Genomic DNA, 16,256 nt, shown 5'->3' with positions numbered 1-16,256 from the left:
GAGCGCGCCGCGCGAGACGAGACAGAGGATTCACAGCATGGCAAGCCTTTCCATCCGTGACGTGTACAAGACCTACCCGAACGGGGTGCCGGTCCTGAAGGGTGTCGACATCGAGATCGAGGACGGACAGTTCCTGATCCTGGTCGGCGGCTCGGGCTGCGGGAAGTCGACGCTGCTCAACATGATCGCCGGCCTCGAGACCGTGACGAGCGGCGAGATCTGCATCGACGGCAAGGTCGTCAACGACCTGTCGCCGAAGGATCGCGACATCGCGATGGTGTTCCAGTCGTACGCGCTGTATCCGTCGATGACGGTGCGCGAGAACATCTCGTTCGGGCTGAACATCCGCAAGGTACCGAAGAACGAGCAGCAGCAGATCGTCGAGCGCGTGTCGCAGATGCTGCAGATCCAGCATCTGCTCGACCGCAAGCCGGGGCAACTGTCGGGCGGCCAGCGCCAGCGCGTCGCGATGGGCCGCGCGCTCGCACGCGATCCGTCGCTGTTCCTGTTCGACGAACCGCTGTCGAACCTCGACGCGAAGCTGCGCATCGAGATGCGCGCGGAAATCAAGCTGCTGCACCAGCGCCTCGGCACGACGATCGTCTACGTGACGCACGACCAGATCGAGGCGATGACGCTCGGCGATCGCATCGCGGTGATGAAGGACGGTGTCGTCCAGCAGTTCGGCGCGCCACAGGAGATCTACGATTCGCCGTCGAACCTGTTCGTCGCGGGCTTCATCGGCGCGCCGCCGATGAACTTCATTAATGGCAAGCTGGTCGAGCAGGGCAGCGGGATCGCGCTCGAGATCGACACGGGCCTCGCGCGCAGCGCGCTGCTCCTGCCGTTCGACGCGGCGAAGCTGAAGTCGCACGTCGGCCGCGAAGTGATTCTCGGGCTGCGTCCGGAGCGCATCACCGATGCGCGCAGCGCGCACAACGGCGAGGCGTCGCGGCTGCAGCCGATCGACGTGCGCGTCGACGTGACCGAGCCGACCGGCCCCGACACGCACGTGTTCGCGCAAGTGAACGGCAAGCGGATCGTGAGCCGCGTGCATCCGGCCGCGAACCCGCAGCCGGGGCAGACGCAGTCGCTGCTGTTCGACGTGTCGAAGGCGGTGCTGTTCGATCCGGCGTCGGAAGAGCGGATCGCGTGACGCGGCGTTCGCGCTGAACGAAGGAGAAGGGGCCGTTTCGAACGGCCCCTTTTTCGTTTCGGCGATGCAGCCGACGCGTCGGCGGAGGCGTCGGTCAGTGCGGCAACCGCACGTCGAACTTGAACGTCGCGAGCCGTGCGACGAGGATGAAGCCGGTCGCGAGCAGCACGCTGTACACCGAGTCGAACTGCAGCCACACGAGCAGCAGGTAGAACCAGCAGCCGACGAACGCGCAGGTCGCGTACGGTCGCGAATCGCGCAGGATCAGCGGGATGTCGTTGCACAGCACGTCGCGGACGATCCCGCCGACCACGCCGGTAATCACGCCCATCATCACCGCGATGAAGCGCGGCATCTCGGCGTCGAGCGCGATCGCCGTGCCCGAGATGCTGAAGATGCCGAGCCCGATCGCATCGGCGATCAGCAGCAGCCGTTCGGCCGACAGCCGCGACAGCATCCGCAGCACGAACGGCGCGAACAGCGCGAGCACGAAGATCGCGATCACGTAGTCGTCGTGCACGACCCAGTAGAACGGCCGGCGCTCGAGCAGGATGTCGCGCAGCGTGCCGCCGCCGAATGCGGTCGCGAGCGCGACGACGAACGTGCCGACCGAATCGAGGCGGTTCTTGCGCGCCTCGATGAACCCCGAAATCGCGAAAGCCAGCGTGGCGATCGCCTCCAGTACCGCGATCGCGAGCGTCAGCCTAGGATGCTGCACGCGGCCCCCGGTCGGCCGGCGCCGCGTGCGGCTGCAGCAGCACCAGCACCGCGCCCGCGCCGCCGTCGTGGCCGCGGGCCTCGCAGAATGCGATCACCTCTTCCTTCTGCACGAGCCATGCGCGCACCTTGCCCTTCAGCACGGGCTCCTTGCCGATCGAGCCGAGCCCCTTGCCGTGGATCACGCGCAGGCAGCGCAGCCCTTTCTTGCCGGCTTCGCGGATGAATTCGGCGAGCGCATCGCGCGCTTCGTCGCGCCGCATGCCATGCAGATCGATCTGCGCCTGCACGATCCATGCGCCGCTCCTCAGCTTGCGCACCACCTCGCGGCTGATGCCGGGGCGGTGGTAGTACAGCGATTCGTCGCTGTCGAGCAGCGTCTCCGGATCGAATTCGTCCGACAGCGTCGCGTTCAGCACGGCTTCCTCGTCGCGCTGCGTCTGTTTCGGCACCGGGTCGGGCGGCATGCGGCCGGACGACGCGCGCGGCGGCGCGTTCAGCGGCCGGATCGCGCCGATTTCGTTGCGGAACAGGTTCGCGTCGGCTTCCGCCTTGCGCTCGGCCTTCGCGGCTTCGATACGCGCGCGTTCGCGACGATCGGCTTCGCCTTGCAGCGACTTACGCAACGCACCGAGGCCCGCGAGGCCCTGGCCGCGCAACGCGGCCGCATCGGGCGCGGGCGGCGGCGCCTCGGGCGCCGGGGTCACGGGACGGGCAGCGATCTTCCGCTTCGCGGGATCGCTCGGATGGGGCTGGTTCTTCGCCATGATTCGGTAACGGGGCAGGCGCGTTCGGGCGCGCGGGCACAAAAAAGCCGCTGCGCGGCGGCAGCGGCTTTCCGGTCGAGCCCGCTTCGCGGCAGCGGACGCCATTGTAGCGTCCGGCGCGGCAACGCTCCCGGCTTACTTCTTGTCGTGCAGGCTTTCCAGGTAGCGCTGCGCATCGAGCGCGGCCATGCAGCCCGTGCCCGCGCTGGTGATTGCCTGGCGGTACACGTTGTCCTGCACGTCGCCCGCGGCGAACACGCCCGGCACGCTCGTCGACGTCGCGTTGCCTTGCAGGCCGCTCTTCGTCAGGATGTAGCCGTCCTTCATCTCCAGCTGGCCCTGGAAGAGGTCGGTGTTCGGCTTGTGGCCGATCGCGACGAACACGCCCTGCACGTGCAGGTCTTCCGTCGCGCCGGTCTTCACGTTCTTGATGCGCAGGCCCGTGACGCCCGATTCCTCGCCCGTCACCTCGTCGAGCACGTGATCCCACTTGATGTCGACGACGCCTTCCTTTTGCTTCTCCAGCAGGCGGTCGATCAGGATCGGCTCCGCGCGGAACTTGTCGCGGCGATGGATCACCGTGACCTTCTTCGCGATGCCGGTCAGGTAGAGCGCTTCCTCGACGGCCGTGTTGCCGCCGCCGATCACCGCGACTTCCTGGCCGCGATAGAAGAAGCCGTCGCAGGTCGCGCAGGCCGACACGCCCTTGCCCATGAACGCTTCCTCGGACGGCAGGCCGAGATACTGCGCCGACGCGCCGGTCGCGATGATCAGCGAGTCGCACGTGTATTCGCCCGAGTCGCCGATCAGGCGGATCGGCTGCTCGTGCAGCTTCGCGGTATGGATGTGGTCGAAGACGATTTCGGTGTTGAAGCGCTCGGCATGCTCGAGAAAGCGCGCCATCAGCTCCGGACCCTGCACGCCGTTCGCGTCGGCCGGCCAGTTTTCGACGTCGGTCGTGGTCATCAGCTGGCCGCCCTGCGCGATGCCGGTGATCAGCACCGGCGACAGGTTGGCGCGTGCCGCGTAGACGGCGGCCGTGTAGCCGGCGGGGCCGGAACCGAGAATCAGGACTTTGGCGTGTTTGGGCGTGGACATGTGCGAATCCGTAAAAGGCGGCCGCGGCGGGCGGGGTAGGGCTCGCCGTACGATCCGGGTTGACCGGGATGCCGTCATAGATGGGTATCAGACGCGCATTATAAAGGCCCCGTTGCTGCGCTGCCGAACGAGAGTTTCAATCGCGACGATAGTGTCTCGCGGGCGGCCGGCCGGCGCGGCAAGCAGGGCGGGGCGCCAGCGACGACCCCGGCACCGCCGCATCGGGCGGCGCACTGCCACAGTCGAGCGCGAGTGACGGGCCGGCGCGTGTCGGGCTCGCACGCGCGGTATCCCGGTATCCGCTCGATGCGTGATCCCGACCCTCTTATGTAACCGTCATTTACACTTGGCGGCGCGGTGCAGCGTTTACAATAAGCGCGATCGAACGACAGGCGGGCGCACGGCCCGTCCTCTTTATACGGATTCATGGCAAAAGCTCCTTATTCCGCCCAGGCACAGGCGTTGCCGCACCGGATGTCGAAGCTCCTCACGGAGATCCGCTGGATTCTCCAGGTCGCGCTCTGCGCCTTTCTGGTGATGGCCCTGCTGAGCTACAGCCGGCGCGATCCAAGCTGGACGCACGCCGCCCAGGTCGATCACATCTCGAACTGGGCCGGCCGCGTCGGCGCGTGGACGGCCGACATCATCCTGCTGCTGTTCGGCCTGTCGGCCTACTGGCTGATCGTGCCGCTCGGGCGGCGCATCGCCGTCAACTACCGCCGCATCACGCGCCACGACGCGATTCCGGACGAACCGGAGCGCCCGATCGGCTGGCTGACCGAAATCCTTGCGTTCGTGCTGGTCGTGCTCGCCTGCGACGGCATCGAGGCGCTGCGCATGTGGTCGCTGAAGGTGCAGTTGCCGCGTGCGCCGGGCGGCGTCGTCGGCGAGGCCGTCGCGGGTGCGATGTCGCATGCGTTCGGCTTCACGGGCGGCACGCTGTTGCTGCTGATCGCGCTCGCGATCGGCCTGTCGCTGTATTTCCGCTTCTCGTGGCTGTCGGTCGCCGAGCGGGTCGGCGGCGCGATCCTGTCCGCGGTCAACGTCGCGAAGCTGCGCCGCGAGGCCGAGCGCGACCGCAAGCTCGGCGAGGCCGCGGCGGTGCGCCGCGAAGGCAAGGTCGAGGAGGAGCGCGTGCGCATCGAGGATCACGAGCCGGTGACGATCGTGCCGCCGGTCGTCACGCCCGCGAAGTCCGAGCGCGTCGAGCGCGAGCGCCAGGTGCCGCTGTTCACCGACCTGCCGGGCGATTCGACGCTGCCGCCGGTGTCGCTGCTCGATCCCGCGCCGAAGACGCAGGAAGCGATTTCCGCCGATACGCTCGAATTCACGTCGCGCCTGATCGAGAAGAAGCTGAAGGACTTCGGCGTCGAGGCGAGCGTCGTCGCCGCGTATCCGGGCCCGGTCGTCACGCGCTACGAGATCGAACCGGCCACCGGCGTGAAGGGCAGCCAGATCGTCAACCTCGCGAAGGATCTCGCGCGTTCGCTGTCGCTCGTGTCGATCCGCGTGGTCGAGACGATTCCCGGCAAGAACTACATGGCGCTCGAGCTGCCGAACCAGCGCCGCCAGACGGTGCACCTGTCGGAGATCATCGGCTCCGAGGTGTATGCGGCCGCAGCGTCGGCGCTGACGCTGAGCCTCGGCAAGGACATCGGCGGCAAGCCGGTGTGCGCGGATCTCGCGAAGATGCCGCACCTGCTGGTGGCCGGTACGACCGGTTCGGGCAAGTCGGTCGGGATCAACGCGATGATCCTGTCGCTGCTGTACAAGGCCACCGCCGAGCAGGTGCGCCTGATCCTGATCGATCCGAAGATGCTCGAAATGAGCGTCTACGAAGGCATTCCGCACCTGCTGTGCCCGGTCGTCACCGACATGCGCCAGGCCGGCCATGCGCTGAACTGGACGGTCGCGGAGATGGAGCGCCGCTACAAGCTGATGAGCAAGCTCGGCGTGCGCAATCTCGCCGGCTACAACAACAAGATCGACGAGGCGGCGAAGCGCGAGGAGAAGATCCCGAACCCGTTCAGCCTGACGCCGGACGATCCCGAGCCGCTCGGCCGGCTGCCGAACATCGTCGTCGTGATCGACGAGCTGGCCGACCTGATGATGGTCGTCGGCAAGAAGGTCGAGGAGCTGATCGCGCGGATCGCGCAGAAGGCGCGTGCGGCCGGCATCCACCTGATCCTCGCGACGCAGCGGCCGTCCGTCGACGTGATCACCGGCCTGATCAAGGCGAACGTGCCGACGCGGATCGCGTTCCAGGTGTCGTCGAAGATCGACTCGCGCACGATTCTCGACCAGATGGGCGCCGAATCGCTGCTCGGGATGGGCGACATGCTGTACCTGCCGCCCGGCTCGGGATTGCCGGTGCGCGTGCACGGCGCGTTCGTCGCCGACGACGAAGTGCATCGCGTCGTCGAGAAGCTCAAGGAGCAGGGCGAGCCGAACTACGTCGAGGGCCTGCTCGAAGGCGGCACCGCCGACGGCGACGAGGGCTCGGCCGGCGCGGGAACCGGCGAAGGCGGCGGCGAGTCTGATCCGCTGTACGACCAGGCGGTCGAGATCGTCATCAAGAACCGCCGCGCGTCGATCTCGCTCGTGCAGCGTCATCTGCGGATCGGCTACAACCGCGCGGCGCGGCTGCTCGAGCAGATGGAACAGTCGGGGCTCGTGTCGGCGATGTCGTCGAGCGGCAACCGCGAAATTCTTGTGCCGGCGCGCGACGCGGAATGAGTCCGCGGCGCCGGCCACCCAGGGAGAAAACCGCAATATGCAGCAACATTCGTTCGCAATGTCTCTTCGTTCGACGCGGCGCTGGCTCGGCGCGGCGCTCGCCGGCGCATCGCTGATGCTCGCGGCGACGCACGCGTTCGCGGGCGGCACCGAGCAACTGAAGGCCTTCGTGTCGCAGGTACGTTCGGCGAAGGGCGATTTCACGCAGCAGATCGTCAAGGCGCCGGCCAAGGGCGCGAGCGCCGCGCAGGCCGCGCCGAAGCCCACCGACAATTCGAGCGGCACGTTCGTGTTCTCGCGGCCTGGCAAATTCATCTGGACGTATCAGAAGCCGTACCAGCAGGTGCTGCAGGCCGACGGCGACAAGCTGTACGTGTACGACCGCGACCTGAACCAGGTCACCGAGCGCAAGCTGAACGGCGCGCTCGGCGCGAGCCCGGCCGCGATCCTGTTCGGCAGCAACGATCTCGACAAGAGCTACACGTTGCGCGATGCCGGCGAGAAGGGCGGCATCGAGTGGCTCGAGATGCTGCCGAAGGCGCAGGACACGCAGTTCCAGCGGATCGGCATCGGCTTCCGGAACGGCACGCTCGCCGCGATGGAGCTGCACGACGTGTTCGGCAACGTGACGCTGCTGACCTTCACGAACATCCAGACGAACCCGCCGCTGAAGGGCGATACGTTCAAGTTCGTCGTGCCGAAGGGCGCGGACGTGATCAACGGCTGACGGGCGCCGCGCGCTGCTTTTCCGCAACGGGCCTGCCGGCGACGGCAGGCCCGTGTCGTTTCTGTAGGTGGGCACCGGCCCGGACACCGGGCGCGGCGGCGCCGTCGTGCGGCTGTCATAATGTCGAGTCCGGCGGCCGGTTCGGCCGCCATCGTTTGATGTGGAGCGAGGGTTCATGTCCGACCTGTTTCAAGTCGAGCCGCGCCGGCCGCTCGCCGAGGCGCTGCGGCCGAAAACGCTCGCCGAGGTGATCGGCCAGACGCATTTGCTGGGCGAAGGCAAGCCGCTGCGGCTCGCGTTCGAATCGGGCAAGCCGCATTCGATGATCCTGTGGGGGCCGCCCGGCGTCGGCAAGACGACGCTCGCGCGGCTCACCGCGCTCGCGTTCGACTGCGAGTTCATCGCGCTGTCCGCGGTGCTCGGCGGCGTGAAGGACATCCGCGAGTCGATGGAGCAGGCGAAGGACACGCTGAACCGCACCGGGCGCCACACGATCCTGTTCGTCGACGAGATCCACCGTTTCAACAAGGGGCAGCAGGATGCGCTGCTGCCGTTCGTCGAATCGGGCCTCGTGACCTTCATCGGCGCGACGACCGAAAACCCGAGTTTCGAGGTCAATTCGGCGTTGCTGTCGCGTGCGCAGGTGTACGTGCTGAAGTCGCTGAACGACGACGAGATGCGCCAGTTGCTGAAGCGTGCGCAGGACATCGCGCTCGACGGCCTCGCGTTCGACGACAAGGCGATCGATACGCTGGTCGGCTACGCGGACGGCGACGCGCGCCGCTTCCTGAACCTGCTCGAACAGGCGCAGACGGCGGCGACGTCGGCCGGGGTCGCGACGATCGATGCCGATTTCGTCAGCAGTGCGATGACGCTGAACGCGCGGCGCTTCGACAAGGGCGGCGACAACTTCTACGACCAGATTTCGGCGCTGCACAAGTCGGTGCGCGGCTCGAGCCCGGACGGCGCGCTGTACTGGTTCTGCCGGATGCTCGACGGCGGCGCGGATCCGAAGTATCTCGCGCGGCGCATCGTGCGGATGGCATGGGAAGACATCGGCCTGGCCGATCCGCGCGCGTTGCAGGTGGCGAACGACGCCGCCGAAACCTACGAGCGGCTCGGCTCGCCGGAAGGCGAACTCGCGCTCGGGCAGGCCGTGATCTATCTCGCGTGCGCGGCGAAGAGCAACGCCGGCTACAACGCGTTCAACCAGGCGATGGCGTTCGTGAAGCAGGACAAGTCGCGCGAGGTGCCCGTGCACCTGCGCAACGCGCCGACCAAGCTGATGAAGGAGCTCGGCTACGGTCACGCTTATCGTTACGCGCACGACGAGCCGAACGCGTACGCGGCCGGCGAGACGTACCTGCCGGACGGGATGCGCGAGCCGCGCTGGTATCAGCCGGTGCCGCGCGGGCTCGAATCGAAGATCGCCGACAAGCTTGCATGGCTGCGCGAGCTCGATCGCGAGGCCGGCAAGAAGGACTGACGGCGCCGCGCGGGGCGCTCCGGCCTGCGCCGCCGCGGATGCGTCAGCGCTTGTTGCGGCCCGGCGGTTGTTTCTTCCAGTATTCGAACGGCTCTTCGTGGCATTCGATGTCGAGTTCGGCGACTCGCGCATGCAGGCGTTCCTGCGCGTCGGCGATCGCGAGGTTGTAGATCGCCGGCGCGATTTCCTGGACGAAGAAATGCAGCAGCGCGCCGGCCTGGATGTTGCCGATCGGCTCGTCCATGTTTTCTGTGAAATAACGTTGCAGCGACGCGATCGCGCGGTCGCGTAGATCCTTGTCGAGTTCGATGGTCATCGGATTCCCTGGAGGCTGTGACGCGGAGCCGGCGCTCCGCTCGATTCGGTTGCCGCGAGCCGGCGCGGGCGTATCGCGAGCGTATTGCGATCCGTCATCGCGAGGCGCTCGGCCGTTCGCCGGCCGCCGATGCGGCGGACCGCCAGTGCGATACTGCCATGGCCGCCCATTTGCGACATCGTCCGTCCGGACGGTGCCGTGGCGGCCGCGGGGTGCGTTAGAATTCCCGTCTTACACAACGATTTTCCAAGTCCTCCCATGCTCGACATCCAGTTGCTGCGCAAAGACCTCGACGGCGTCGCCAAGCGCCTCGCCGATCGCGGCTACACCCTCGACGTCGCCGCGTTCTCCGCCCTCGAGGCGGAGCGCCGCGCGATCCAGACCCACACCGAAGAGCTTCAGGCGCGCCGCAACAGCCTGTCGAAGCAGATCGGCGCGATGAAGGGGAAGGGCGAGGACACGTCGGCCGTGATGGCCGAGGTCGGCGGGATCGGCGACGACATGAAGGCGTCGGAAGCCAAGCTCGGCGAGATCCAGGCGCGCCTGTCCGACCTGATGCTGGGCATGCCGAACGTCGCGCACGAAAGCGTGCCGGTCGGCAAGGACGAAGCCGACAACGTCGAGGTGCGCCGCTGGGGCACGCCGCGCCAGTTCGACTTCGAGGTGAAGGATCACGTCGATGTCGGCACGCCGCTCGGTCTCGATTTCGAGACGGGGGCGAAGCTCGCCGGTGCGCGCTTCACGATGCTGCGCGGCCCGATCGCACGCCTGCACCGCGCGCTCGCGCAGTTCATGATCGACACGCACACGCAGCAGCACGGCTATACCGAGACGTATACGCCGTACATCGTGAATCCCGAGATCCTGTACGGCACGGGCCAGTTGCCGAAGTTCGCGGACGACATGTTCCGCGTCGAGAAGGGCGGCGCGGAAAACACGGTCACGCAATACCTGATTTCCACGTCCGAGATTTCGCTGACGAACACCGTGCGCGAGTCGATCGTCGACGCATCCGCGCTGCCGATCAAGCTCACCGCGCATTCCCCGTGCTTCCGTTCGGAAGCCGGTTCGTACGGCCGCGACACGCGCGGGATGATCCGTCAGCACCAGTTCGACAAGGTCGAGATGGTGCAGGTCGTCGCGCCGGAAACGTCGTACGCGGCGCTCGACGAGATGGTCGGCCACGCGGAAGCGATCCTGCAGAAGCTCGGCCTGCCGTACCGCGTGATCACGCTGTGCACGGGCGACATGGGCTTTTCGGCGGCGAAGACGTTCGACCTCGAGGTGTGGCTGCCCGCGCAGAACACCTATCGCGAGATCTCGAGCTGCTCGAACACCGAGGCGTTCCAGGCGCGCCGGATGCAGGCGCGGTTCCGCAACGCGCAAGGCAAGCCGGAGCTCGTGCATACGCTGAACGGTTCGGGCCTGGCGGTCGGCCGCACGCTCGTCGCGGTGCTGGAGAACTACCAGAACGCGGACGGCTCGGTCACGGTGCCGGAAGTGCTGCGTCCGTACATGGGTGGCATCGAGCGGATCGACGCGCCGGCACAGGCGTCGTAACGCGGGCCTTCCGAAGCCCTGCAAAAAAATTTGCCGAAGGGGCTTGTCAGCCAAGAAAAGATCGTTTTATAATCTTTTCTTTCGCGGAAACGACCAACCGCGAAATGCAGTAAGGAAGGAGAGGTGGCAGAGTGGTCGAATGTACCTGACTCGAAATCAGGCGTACGGTTTCCCCGTACCGTGGGTTCGAATCCCACCCTCTCCGCCAAAATACGAAGCCCCTTGATCCGGAAGGATCAAGGGGTTTTTCGTTTTGAGCCGCCGGTGCAATGTGTCGATTGCCGATACGGCGACGGCAGGCCGGCTACCGGCGCATCGGGTCGTGCCGAGACAATAGCGATTCCACTGCGCGCACGATCGTGCCGCATCGTCGATGCAGCCTCGCTGCATGACGAGCCGACCCGTCGGCGACGAACCGACCGTCGGAAGTCCTGACGGTTATTGCATTGCCGATTGCGGTCATCGCGGTCGTGGATCTTCGCAGCGCTCGTCGAGCGCGCCACGGCCCCGCCGCAGAAGGACCATGTTCGATTAGGCGTGACGGCGCAGCTGCCACACCGAGCGCGCGCAAAACCGGCGCGTCGACCGTTTCAAGCCGCGTCCGCCGGCTTCTCCCCCATCCCGAACGATCACGCCGCCGCCGGATACTGCGCCAGCACCCTGTCGCGGATCGACGGCTTGATGTTCGAGTGCGCCATGTCGCCGCGATAGTGCGCGACCACGCGCGGGTTCATCACGCGATACCAGAGCGGCGGGACGTACGCGAGCAGGATCATCGTCGCGTAGCCGGCCGGCAACTGCGGCGCATCGTCGAAGTGGCGCAGTGCCTGGTACGAGCGCGTCGGATTCGCGTGATGGTCGGCGTGTCGCTGCAACTGGTACAGGAACAGGTTCGTGACGACGTGATTGCTGTTCCACGAATGCTGCGGTGTGCAGCGTTCGTAGCGGCCGCTTGGCAGCTTGCGACGGCCGAGCCCGTAGTGTTCGACGTAGTTCACGACTTCGAGCAGCGACGCGCCGTAGACGGCCTGGATCACGAGGAACGGGATCGCGACCTTGCCGGCCACCGCGATCGCGATGCCCCACACGACCGCAGTCATCGCCCACGCGTGCAGCACTTCGTTGCGCCAGGTCCACGGCGAATGCCCGAGCCGTTCGAGGCGGCCCTTTTCGAGCCGCCACGCCGAGCGGATGCTGCCGGTCACCGTGCGCGGCAGGAATGCCCAGAACGACTCGCCGTAGCGCGCGCTCGCCGGATCCTCGGCCGTCGCGACGCGCACGTGATGGCCGCGATTGTGCTCGACGTAGAAGTGGCCGTAAGCGACCGGCGCGAGCGTGATCTTCGCGAGCCAGCGTTCGAAGCGGTCGGTCTTGTGTCCGAGCTCGTGCGCGGTATTGATCGAGATGCCCGTCGCGGCGCCGAGCGAGAGCGCGAAGCCGACGTAGTCGTACCACGCGAGCGTATGCGTGCCGACGATCCACACGCACATGAAGAACGCGACGTATTCGACGAAAGTCGCGAGATAGACGATGTGCCGGTAATAGCGCTCGCGTTCGAGATGCGGCACGACGGCTTCGGGCGGATTGTCGCGATCGTCGCCGATCAGCGTATCGAGGATCGGGATCACGCCGAACGCGAACAGCGGGCCGAACCACCAGAACACGTGAAGGCCCGTCGACAGCGCGAGCTGCGCGGCGAGGATCGGCAGCGTGATCGTCAGCGCGCCGAGCAGCCACAGATAACGCTTGCCATCCGACCAGCCCGAAGCCGGTCCGTCGGTCATTGCCATTGTCTCCCTCCAGTCGGCCGGCCCGCGGGCGGCCTCATGCAACATCGTTCGAATCCTCGTGGTCCGCGACGCGCGCGGCCGCCGGATCGTCGTCCGGTTCTGCCTGTTATACGACCGGTGCGCGCGCTTGCCAAACTCCGGCGCTAGGCGTGTTGCTCCAAACGACGGGGTGCGCGCAACATGCGTCGGGGAGGGGCCGACGCGCGCTGATTGAAACATGCCGACGCGGGTGGATCGGCCCGCAGCGGCGAGATGTTTGTCGGAGGAATGACTCCGCAGGCGGCAAGCACAGGTCGGTACGGCGAGTTACAACAAATGTTGCGTTGCAATAGAGAGGTCGACGAAGGAGGGGCGCAGCGGGCTTTTCGTTTGCTTATATTACGGAGCATTACGGTCGCGGCGATGCAATGCAACGCGGCTCGAAACCGGACGACCGCGCGTCGCAAGGAGAACGACGCGAAGCGTCGGATCGCCAGATCGCGCTCACCGTCGGCGGGCCTGCGTCGATGTGCTGATGCTGCACCTGCACACCGGGCGGCGCGTATCGCCGCTGATGACATCTGCCGCCTTTCGATCCGCGCCGCCATTTGAAAATTACGATTTGACTCATGCCCCGCTTTCGGTTGAAGCTACTAGCTTGCTGTCCGAAGGGGGCTGTGCCTGCATGAGTTCGACCTTGACCGTTCGTCGTATCGCTGCCGATCAGGGCGGCGTGTATCGCGAACTCCGCGCCGCGTCGCTGCGTGAGCCCTACGCACCCGGCGAAGCGCCGGAGGCCGAATTGCTGACCGTCGAAACGGACGAGGCGTCGGCGATTGCCGCGCAGCGCGCCGTGTCCGACGAGTCGACGACTTTCCTGCTGTACACCGAAGGCCACCCGGCCGGCATGATCGGGGCGTATTTCGACAACAGCCCCGATCGGCGCGCGTTCGTCAGCGAATTGTGGGTCGCGCATGCGGTGCGTCACCTGCGCGGCGGCGTGCTGTTGCTGGAGACGGCCACCGCATGGCTCGCCGAGCGCGGCGCCACCGACGTCTACGCGTGGATCGCCGATGCGAACCGCAACGCGATCCGCTTCTACGAGCGTGCCGGCTTCGGCAACACCGGCGAACACGCGCCGATCGCACGGATGCCCGGCGCGATGAAATCGCTGTTCGTGTCGCAGGTGAAGCACTGACGCGACCTCAAAAAGGCCACCGCGTGGCGCGATGACAGCCTGGTCGCCCACCGGCCCGCCCGCTGGCCGGTGCCGCGTCCGCCCGGGGCGCCACCGCTCCTCGTCCCAAAAATAATGGCCGCACGCGTGGACGCCTGTAAAATACGCAAAAAATTTTTGCAGAGTGTCCATGTCGCTTAAAAAATCGCCATTCTTCGAGCTGCGCAGCGGATCGGTCGATACGTTGCTGTTCACCGTGAAGACGACCGATCTCGATGCGTTGCGTACCGAACTGGTCAAGCGCTTCGAAGCGACTCCCGAGTTTTTCGCCGACGATGTCGTCGCGATCGACGTCCGCCGCCTGGCTGACGGCGAACGCGTCGCGCTCGCGGACATCCGGCAGATGCTGAACGACGTGCGGATGCGTCCGGTGGGCGTCGTCGCACTGGCAACGCAGGGCTGGGCGGGGGAAGCCGGCCTGCCGTTGCTGGAGGCGCGCGATCGCCGCGCGCCGGCCGCGAAACCTGCCGACGAAGCGGAACCGGCGGCCGTGCCAGCCGCCGAAACCGCCGCCGCTGCGGCAACCGCAGCGGCGCCCGAACAGTCGTCGGAGCCCGCGCCGACGCTCGCGCAGGCCGGCGGCCAGACGCTGGTGATCGACCGGCCGCTGCGTTCGGGGCAGCAGATTTACGCGAAAGGAGACCTCGTGGTGCTCGCGCCGGTCAGTCACGGTGCGGAAATCATCGCGGAAGGCAATATCCACATCTACGCGCCGTTGCGCGGCCGCGCGCTGGCGGGCGTGCACGGCAATCACGACGCGCGCATTTTCTGCACGTGTCTCGAACCGGAACTGATTTCGATCGCGGGTATCTATCGAACGACCGAGAACCCGCTGCCCGCCGACGTACTGGGCAAATCGGTGCAGATCCGGCTCGAAGAGGAAAAACTGATGATCGAACCGCTGCGGCTGACGTGATTCACGCGGTGCGCTCCGGATCGATCGGCTCTCATTGACGAACACAGGGTATTGGGTAAATGGCAAAAATCATCGTGGTGACCTCGGGCAAGGGCGGCGTGGGCAAGACGACGACGAGCGCGAGCTTCGCGTCGGGCCTCGCGCTGCGCGGCCACAAGACGGCCGTGATCGACTTCGACGTCGGCCTGCGCAACCTCGATCTCATCATGGGCTGCGAGCGTCGCGTCGTGTATGACCTCGTGAACGTGATCCAGGGCGAAGCGAACCTGAACCAGGCGCTGATCAAGGACAAGAAGTGCGAGAACCTGTTCATCCTGCCGGCGTCGCAGACGCGCGACAAGGACGCGCTGACGCGCGACGGCGTCGAGAAGGTGCTGAACGATCTCGTCGCGATGGACTTCGAATACATCGTCTGCGATTCGCCGGCCGGTATCGAGGCGGGCGCGCTGCACGCGATGTACTTCGCGGATGAAGCGCTGATCGTCACGAACCCGGAAGTGTCGTCGGTGCGCGACTCGGATCGCATTCTCGGCATCCTGTCGTCGAAGACGAAGCGCGCGACCGAAGGCAAGGAGCCGATCAAGGAGCACCTGCTGATCACGCGTTACAGCCCGAAGCGCGTGAGCGAGGGCGAGATGCTGTCGCTCGAGGACATCAGCGAGATCCTGCGCATCAAGCTGATCGGCGTGGTGCCGGAGTCGGAGGCCGTGCTGCACGCATCGAACCAGGGTCTGCCGGCCGTGCACATCGACGGCACCGACGTCGCGGAAGCGTACAAGGACGTCGTCGCGCGCTTTCTCGGCGAGGACAAGCCGCTGCGCTTCACCGATTACCAGAAGCCGGGCCTGCTGCAGCGCCTCTTCGGCAGCAAGTAACGGAGGCCGCCCATGTCCATCCTTTCGTTTCTCCTCGGCGAGAAGAAGAAGTCCGCATCGGTCGCGAAGGAGCGCCTGCAGCTCATCATCGCGCACGAGCGGGTCGGCGGCCGGCCGCCGGCCGATTACCTGCCCGCGCTGCAGAAAGAGCTCGTCGCGGTCATCTCGAAGTACGTTCATATTTCCGACGATGACATTCGCGTGAGCCTCGAGCGCCAGGACGATCTCGAAGTCCTCGAAGTGAAGATCGAGATCCCGCAAGCCTGACGCTTGCGCGCGTCCTTCCGCACGGCGGCGCCCGCCGCCGTGCGCGTCTTACGCCCTGTTGCACTTTCGGGCACGCCGTAACACGGCGCCTGTCGGCCGTAATCGACCCTCCCGCATTGAACGAATACGCTCGCGTGACTTGTTCAACCCGGAGGTTGTGATGGCCGTTTCTACCGTTTCACGTCGTATCGTTTCGCTCGCGCTGTTCGCCGCGGGCCTGTCAGCCGTCGTCGCACCGTGTGCCGCGCATGCGGACGAGATGCTCGTCGGCACGCCCGTGCTCGCGCCGCAGGGGCGCATGGTCATCGCGGAGCCGGTCGCCGTGCGCACCGGGGAAATCGTCGTCGTTGCGCCGAATGCGCCGCCGCCCGTGCGCTACGAGGTCGTACCGGCCACGCGCGTGGGCTATGTGTGGGAGCGCGGGCACTGGCACTGGGATCATGGCCGCTACGTGTGGATCGGCGGCCACTGGGAAGCCGAGCGCGTGGGCATGCAATGGGTGCCGGGGCATTGGGACCAGCGCGGCCCGAACTGGTTCTGGACGCGCGGCCACTGGGCTTGACGGAGGCGCGCGATGAAAAGAACCGCAATCGCCATCGTGCTCGTCGCGATCACGCTGGCCGGGTGCA

15 protein-coding genes and 1 tRNA gene are annotated in these 16,256 nt (G+C 66.5%); 11 read left to right on the top strand and 5 right to left on the bottom strand.

All coding sequences use genetic code 11. From position 1 onward, the window contains the following. Positions 1 to 37: 37 nt before the first annotated feature. Positions 38 to 1,156: an ABC transporter ATP-binding protein gene (locus WS89_RS14445; RefSeq protein ID WP_059791592.1), complete on the top strand. Its 1,119-nt coding sequence runs from the start codon at positions 38 to 40 to the stop codon at positions 1,154 to 1,156. 94 nt (positions 1,157 to 1,250) lie between these two features. On the opposite strand, the gene WS89_RS14440 is transcribed toward WS89_RS14445, so the two are convergent. From WS89_RS14440 to trxB, 3 genes are all read right to left on the bottom strand, one after another. Further along, positions 1,251 to 1,874, bottom strand: coding sequence for a trimeric intracellular cation channel family protein (locus WS89_RS14440; RefSeq protein WP_059791590.1), 624 nt, complete (start codon positions 1,872 to 1,874; stop codon positions 1,251 to 1,253). After that, positions 1,861 to 2,640 (bottom strand): Smr/MutS family protein, encoded by a 780-nt coding sequence (locus WS89_RS14435; protein WP_034206656.1) that lies wholly within the window; start codon positions 2,638 to 2,640, stop codon positions 1,861 to 1,863. The genes WS89_RS14440 and WS89_RS14435 overlap by 14 nt, the downstream gene beginning before the upstream one ends. 135 nt (positions 2,641 to 2,775) lie before the next feature. After that, on the bottom strand, positions 2,776 to 3,738 hold the full coding sequence (gene trxB, locus WS89_RS14430; RefSeq protein ID WP_059499913.1) for a thioredoxin-disulfide reductase: 963 nt from the start codon (positions 3,736 to 3,738) through the stop codon (positions 2,776 to 2,778). A gap of 426 nt (positions 3,739 to 4,164) precedes the next feature. On the opposite strand from trxB, the gene WS89_RS14425 reads away from it, so the two are divergent. The 3 genes from WS89_RS14425 to WS89_RS14415 all read left to right on the top strand — a co-directional run bounded on the left by WS89_RS14425 (position 4,165) and on the right by WS89_RS14415 (position 8,687). Continuing rightward, positions 4,165 to 6,474, top strand: coding sequence for a DNA translocase FtsK (locus WS89_RS14425; RefSeq protein WP_059499914.1), 2,310 nt, complete (start codon positions 4,165 to 4,167; stop codon positions 6,472 to 6,474). Between the two features lie 37 nt (positions 6,475 to 6,511). Continuing rightward, entirely contained in the window at positions 6,512 to 7,201 is a 690-nt protein-coding gene (gene lolA, locus WS89_RS14420) for an outer membrane lipoprotein chaperone LolA (RefSeq protein WP_059499915.1), read from the top strand. Positions 7,202 to 7,376: 175 nt separating this feature from the next. Then, a complete protein-coding gene (locus WS89_RS14415) occupies positions 7,377 to 8,687 on the top strand; it encodes a replication-associated recombination protein A (protein ID WP_059499916.1) in 1,311 nt (436 codons plus the stop codon). Between the two features lie 43 nt (positions 8,688 to 8,730). On the opposite strand, the gene WS89_RS14410 is transcribed toward WS89_RS14415, so the two are convergent. Beyond that, the gene (locus tag WS89_RS14410) at positions 8,731 to 9,003 is read right to left on the bottom strand and encodes a DUF2164 domain-containing protein (RefSeq protein ID WP_059499917.1); all 273 of its coding nucleotides are present in this window, start codon (positions 9,001 to 9,003) and stop codon (positions 8,731 to 8,733) included. A 258-nt stretch (positions 9,004 to 9,261) separates the two neighbouring features. Between WS89_RS14410 and serS the strand changes: the two genes are divergently transcribed. Continuing rightward, positions 9,262 to 10,563: a serine--tRNA ligase gene (gene serS, locus WS89_RS14405; protein WP_059499918.1), complete on the top strand. Its 1,302-nt coding sequence runs from the start codon at positions 9,262 to 9,264 to the stop codon at positions 10,561 to 10,563. A gap of 117 nt (positions 10,564 to 10,680) precedes the next feature. Beyond that, positions 10,681 to 10,771 (top strand) — tRNA-Ser (locus WS89_RS14400). A gap of 421 nt (positions 10,772 to 11,192) precedes the next feature. Here WS89_RS14400 and WS89_RS14395 read toward each other — a convergent pair. Further along, complete coding sequence (locus WS89_RS14395; RefSeq protein ID WP_059499919.1) at positions 11,193 to 12,353, bottom strand: alkane 1-monooxygenase; 1,161 nt, start codon at positions 12,351 to 12,353, stop codon at positions 11,193 to 11,195. A 553-nt stretch (positions 12,354 to 12,906) separates the two neighbouring features. On the opposite strand from WS89_RS14395, the gene WS89_RS14390 reads away from it, so the two are divergent. The 5 genes from WS89_RS14390 to WS89_RS14370 all read left to right on the top strand — a co-directional run bounded on the left by WS89_RS14390 (position 12,907) and on the right by WS89_RS14370 (position 16,189). After that, positions 12,907 to 13,530, top strand: a complete 624-nt coding sequence (locus WS89_RS14390; RefSeq protein WP_257127200.1) for a GNAT family N-acetyltransferase — start codon at positions 12,907 to 12,909, stop codon at positions 13,528 to 13,530. Between the two features lie 169 nt (positions 13,531 to 13,699). After that, positions 13,700 to 14,485 carry a septum site-determining protein MinC gene (gene minC / locus WS89_RS14385; protein WP_059791589.1) on the top strand — a complete coding sequence of 262 codons (786 nt, stop codon included), beginning with the start codon at positions 13,700 to 13,702 and terminating at the stop codon, positions 14,483 to 14,485. Positions 14,486 to 14,544: 59 nt separating this feature from the next. Next, positions 14,545 to 15,360: a septum site-determining protein MinD gene (gene minD / locus WS89_RS14380; RefSeq protein WP_006476635.1), complete on the top strand. Its 816-nt coding sequence runs from the start codon at positions 14,545 to 14,547 to the stop codon at positions 15,358 to 15,360. Between the two features lie 12 nt (positions 15,361 to 15,372). Next, positions 15,373 to 15,627, top strand: coding sequence for a cell division topological specificity factor MinE (minE, locus tag WS89_RS14375; protein WP_006476634.1), 255 nt, complete (start codon positions 15,373 to 15,375; stop codon positions 15,625 to 15,627). A gap of 160 nt (positions 15,628 to 15,787) precedes the next feature. Continuing rightward, the gene (locus WS89_RS14370; protein ID WP_059791586.1) at positions 15,788 to 16,189 is read left to right on the top strand and encodes a YXWGXW repeat-containing protein; all 402 of its coding nucleotides are present in this window, start codon (positions 15,788 to 15,790) and stop codon (positions 16,187 to 16,189) included. The last annotated feature ends 67 nt before the right edge of the window (positions 16,190 to 16,256 follow it).

This window comes from Burkholderia sp. MSMB1072 (genome assembly GCF_001524725.1).
Lineage (GTDB): Bacteria > Pseudomonadota > Gammaproteobacteria > Burkholderiales > Burkholderiaceae > Burkholderia.
This window is presented reverse-complemented; position numbering and strand designations above follow the sequence as displayed.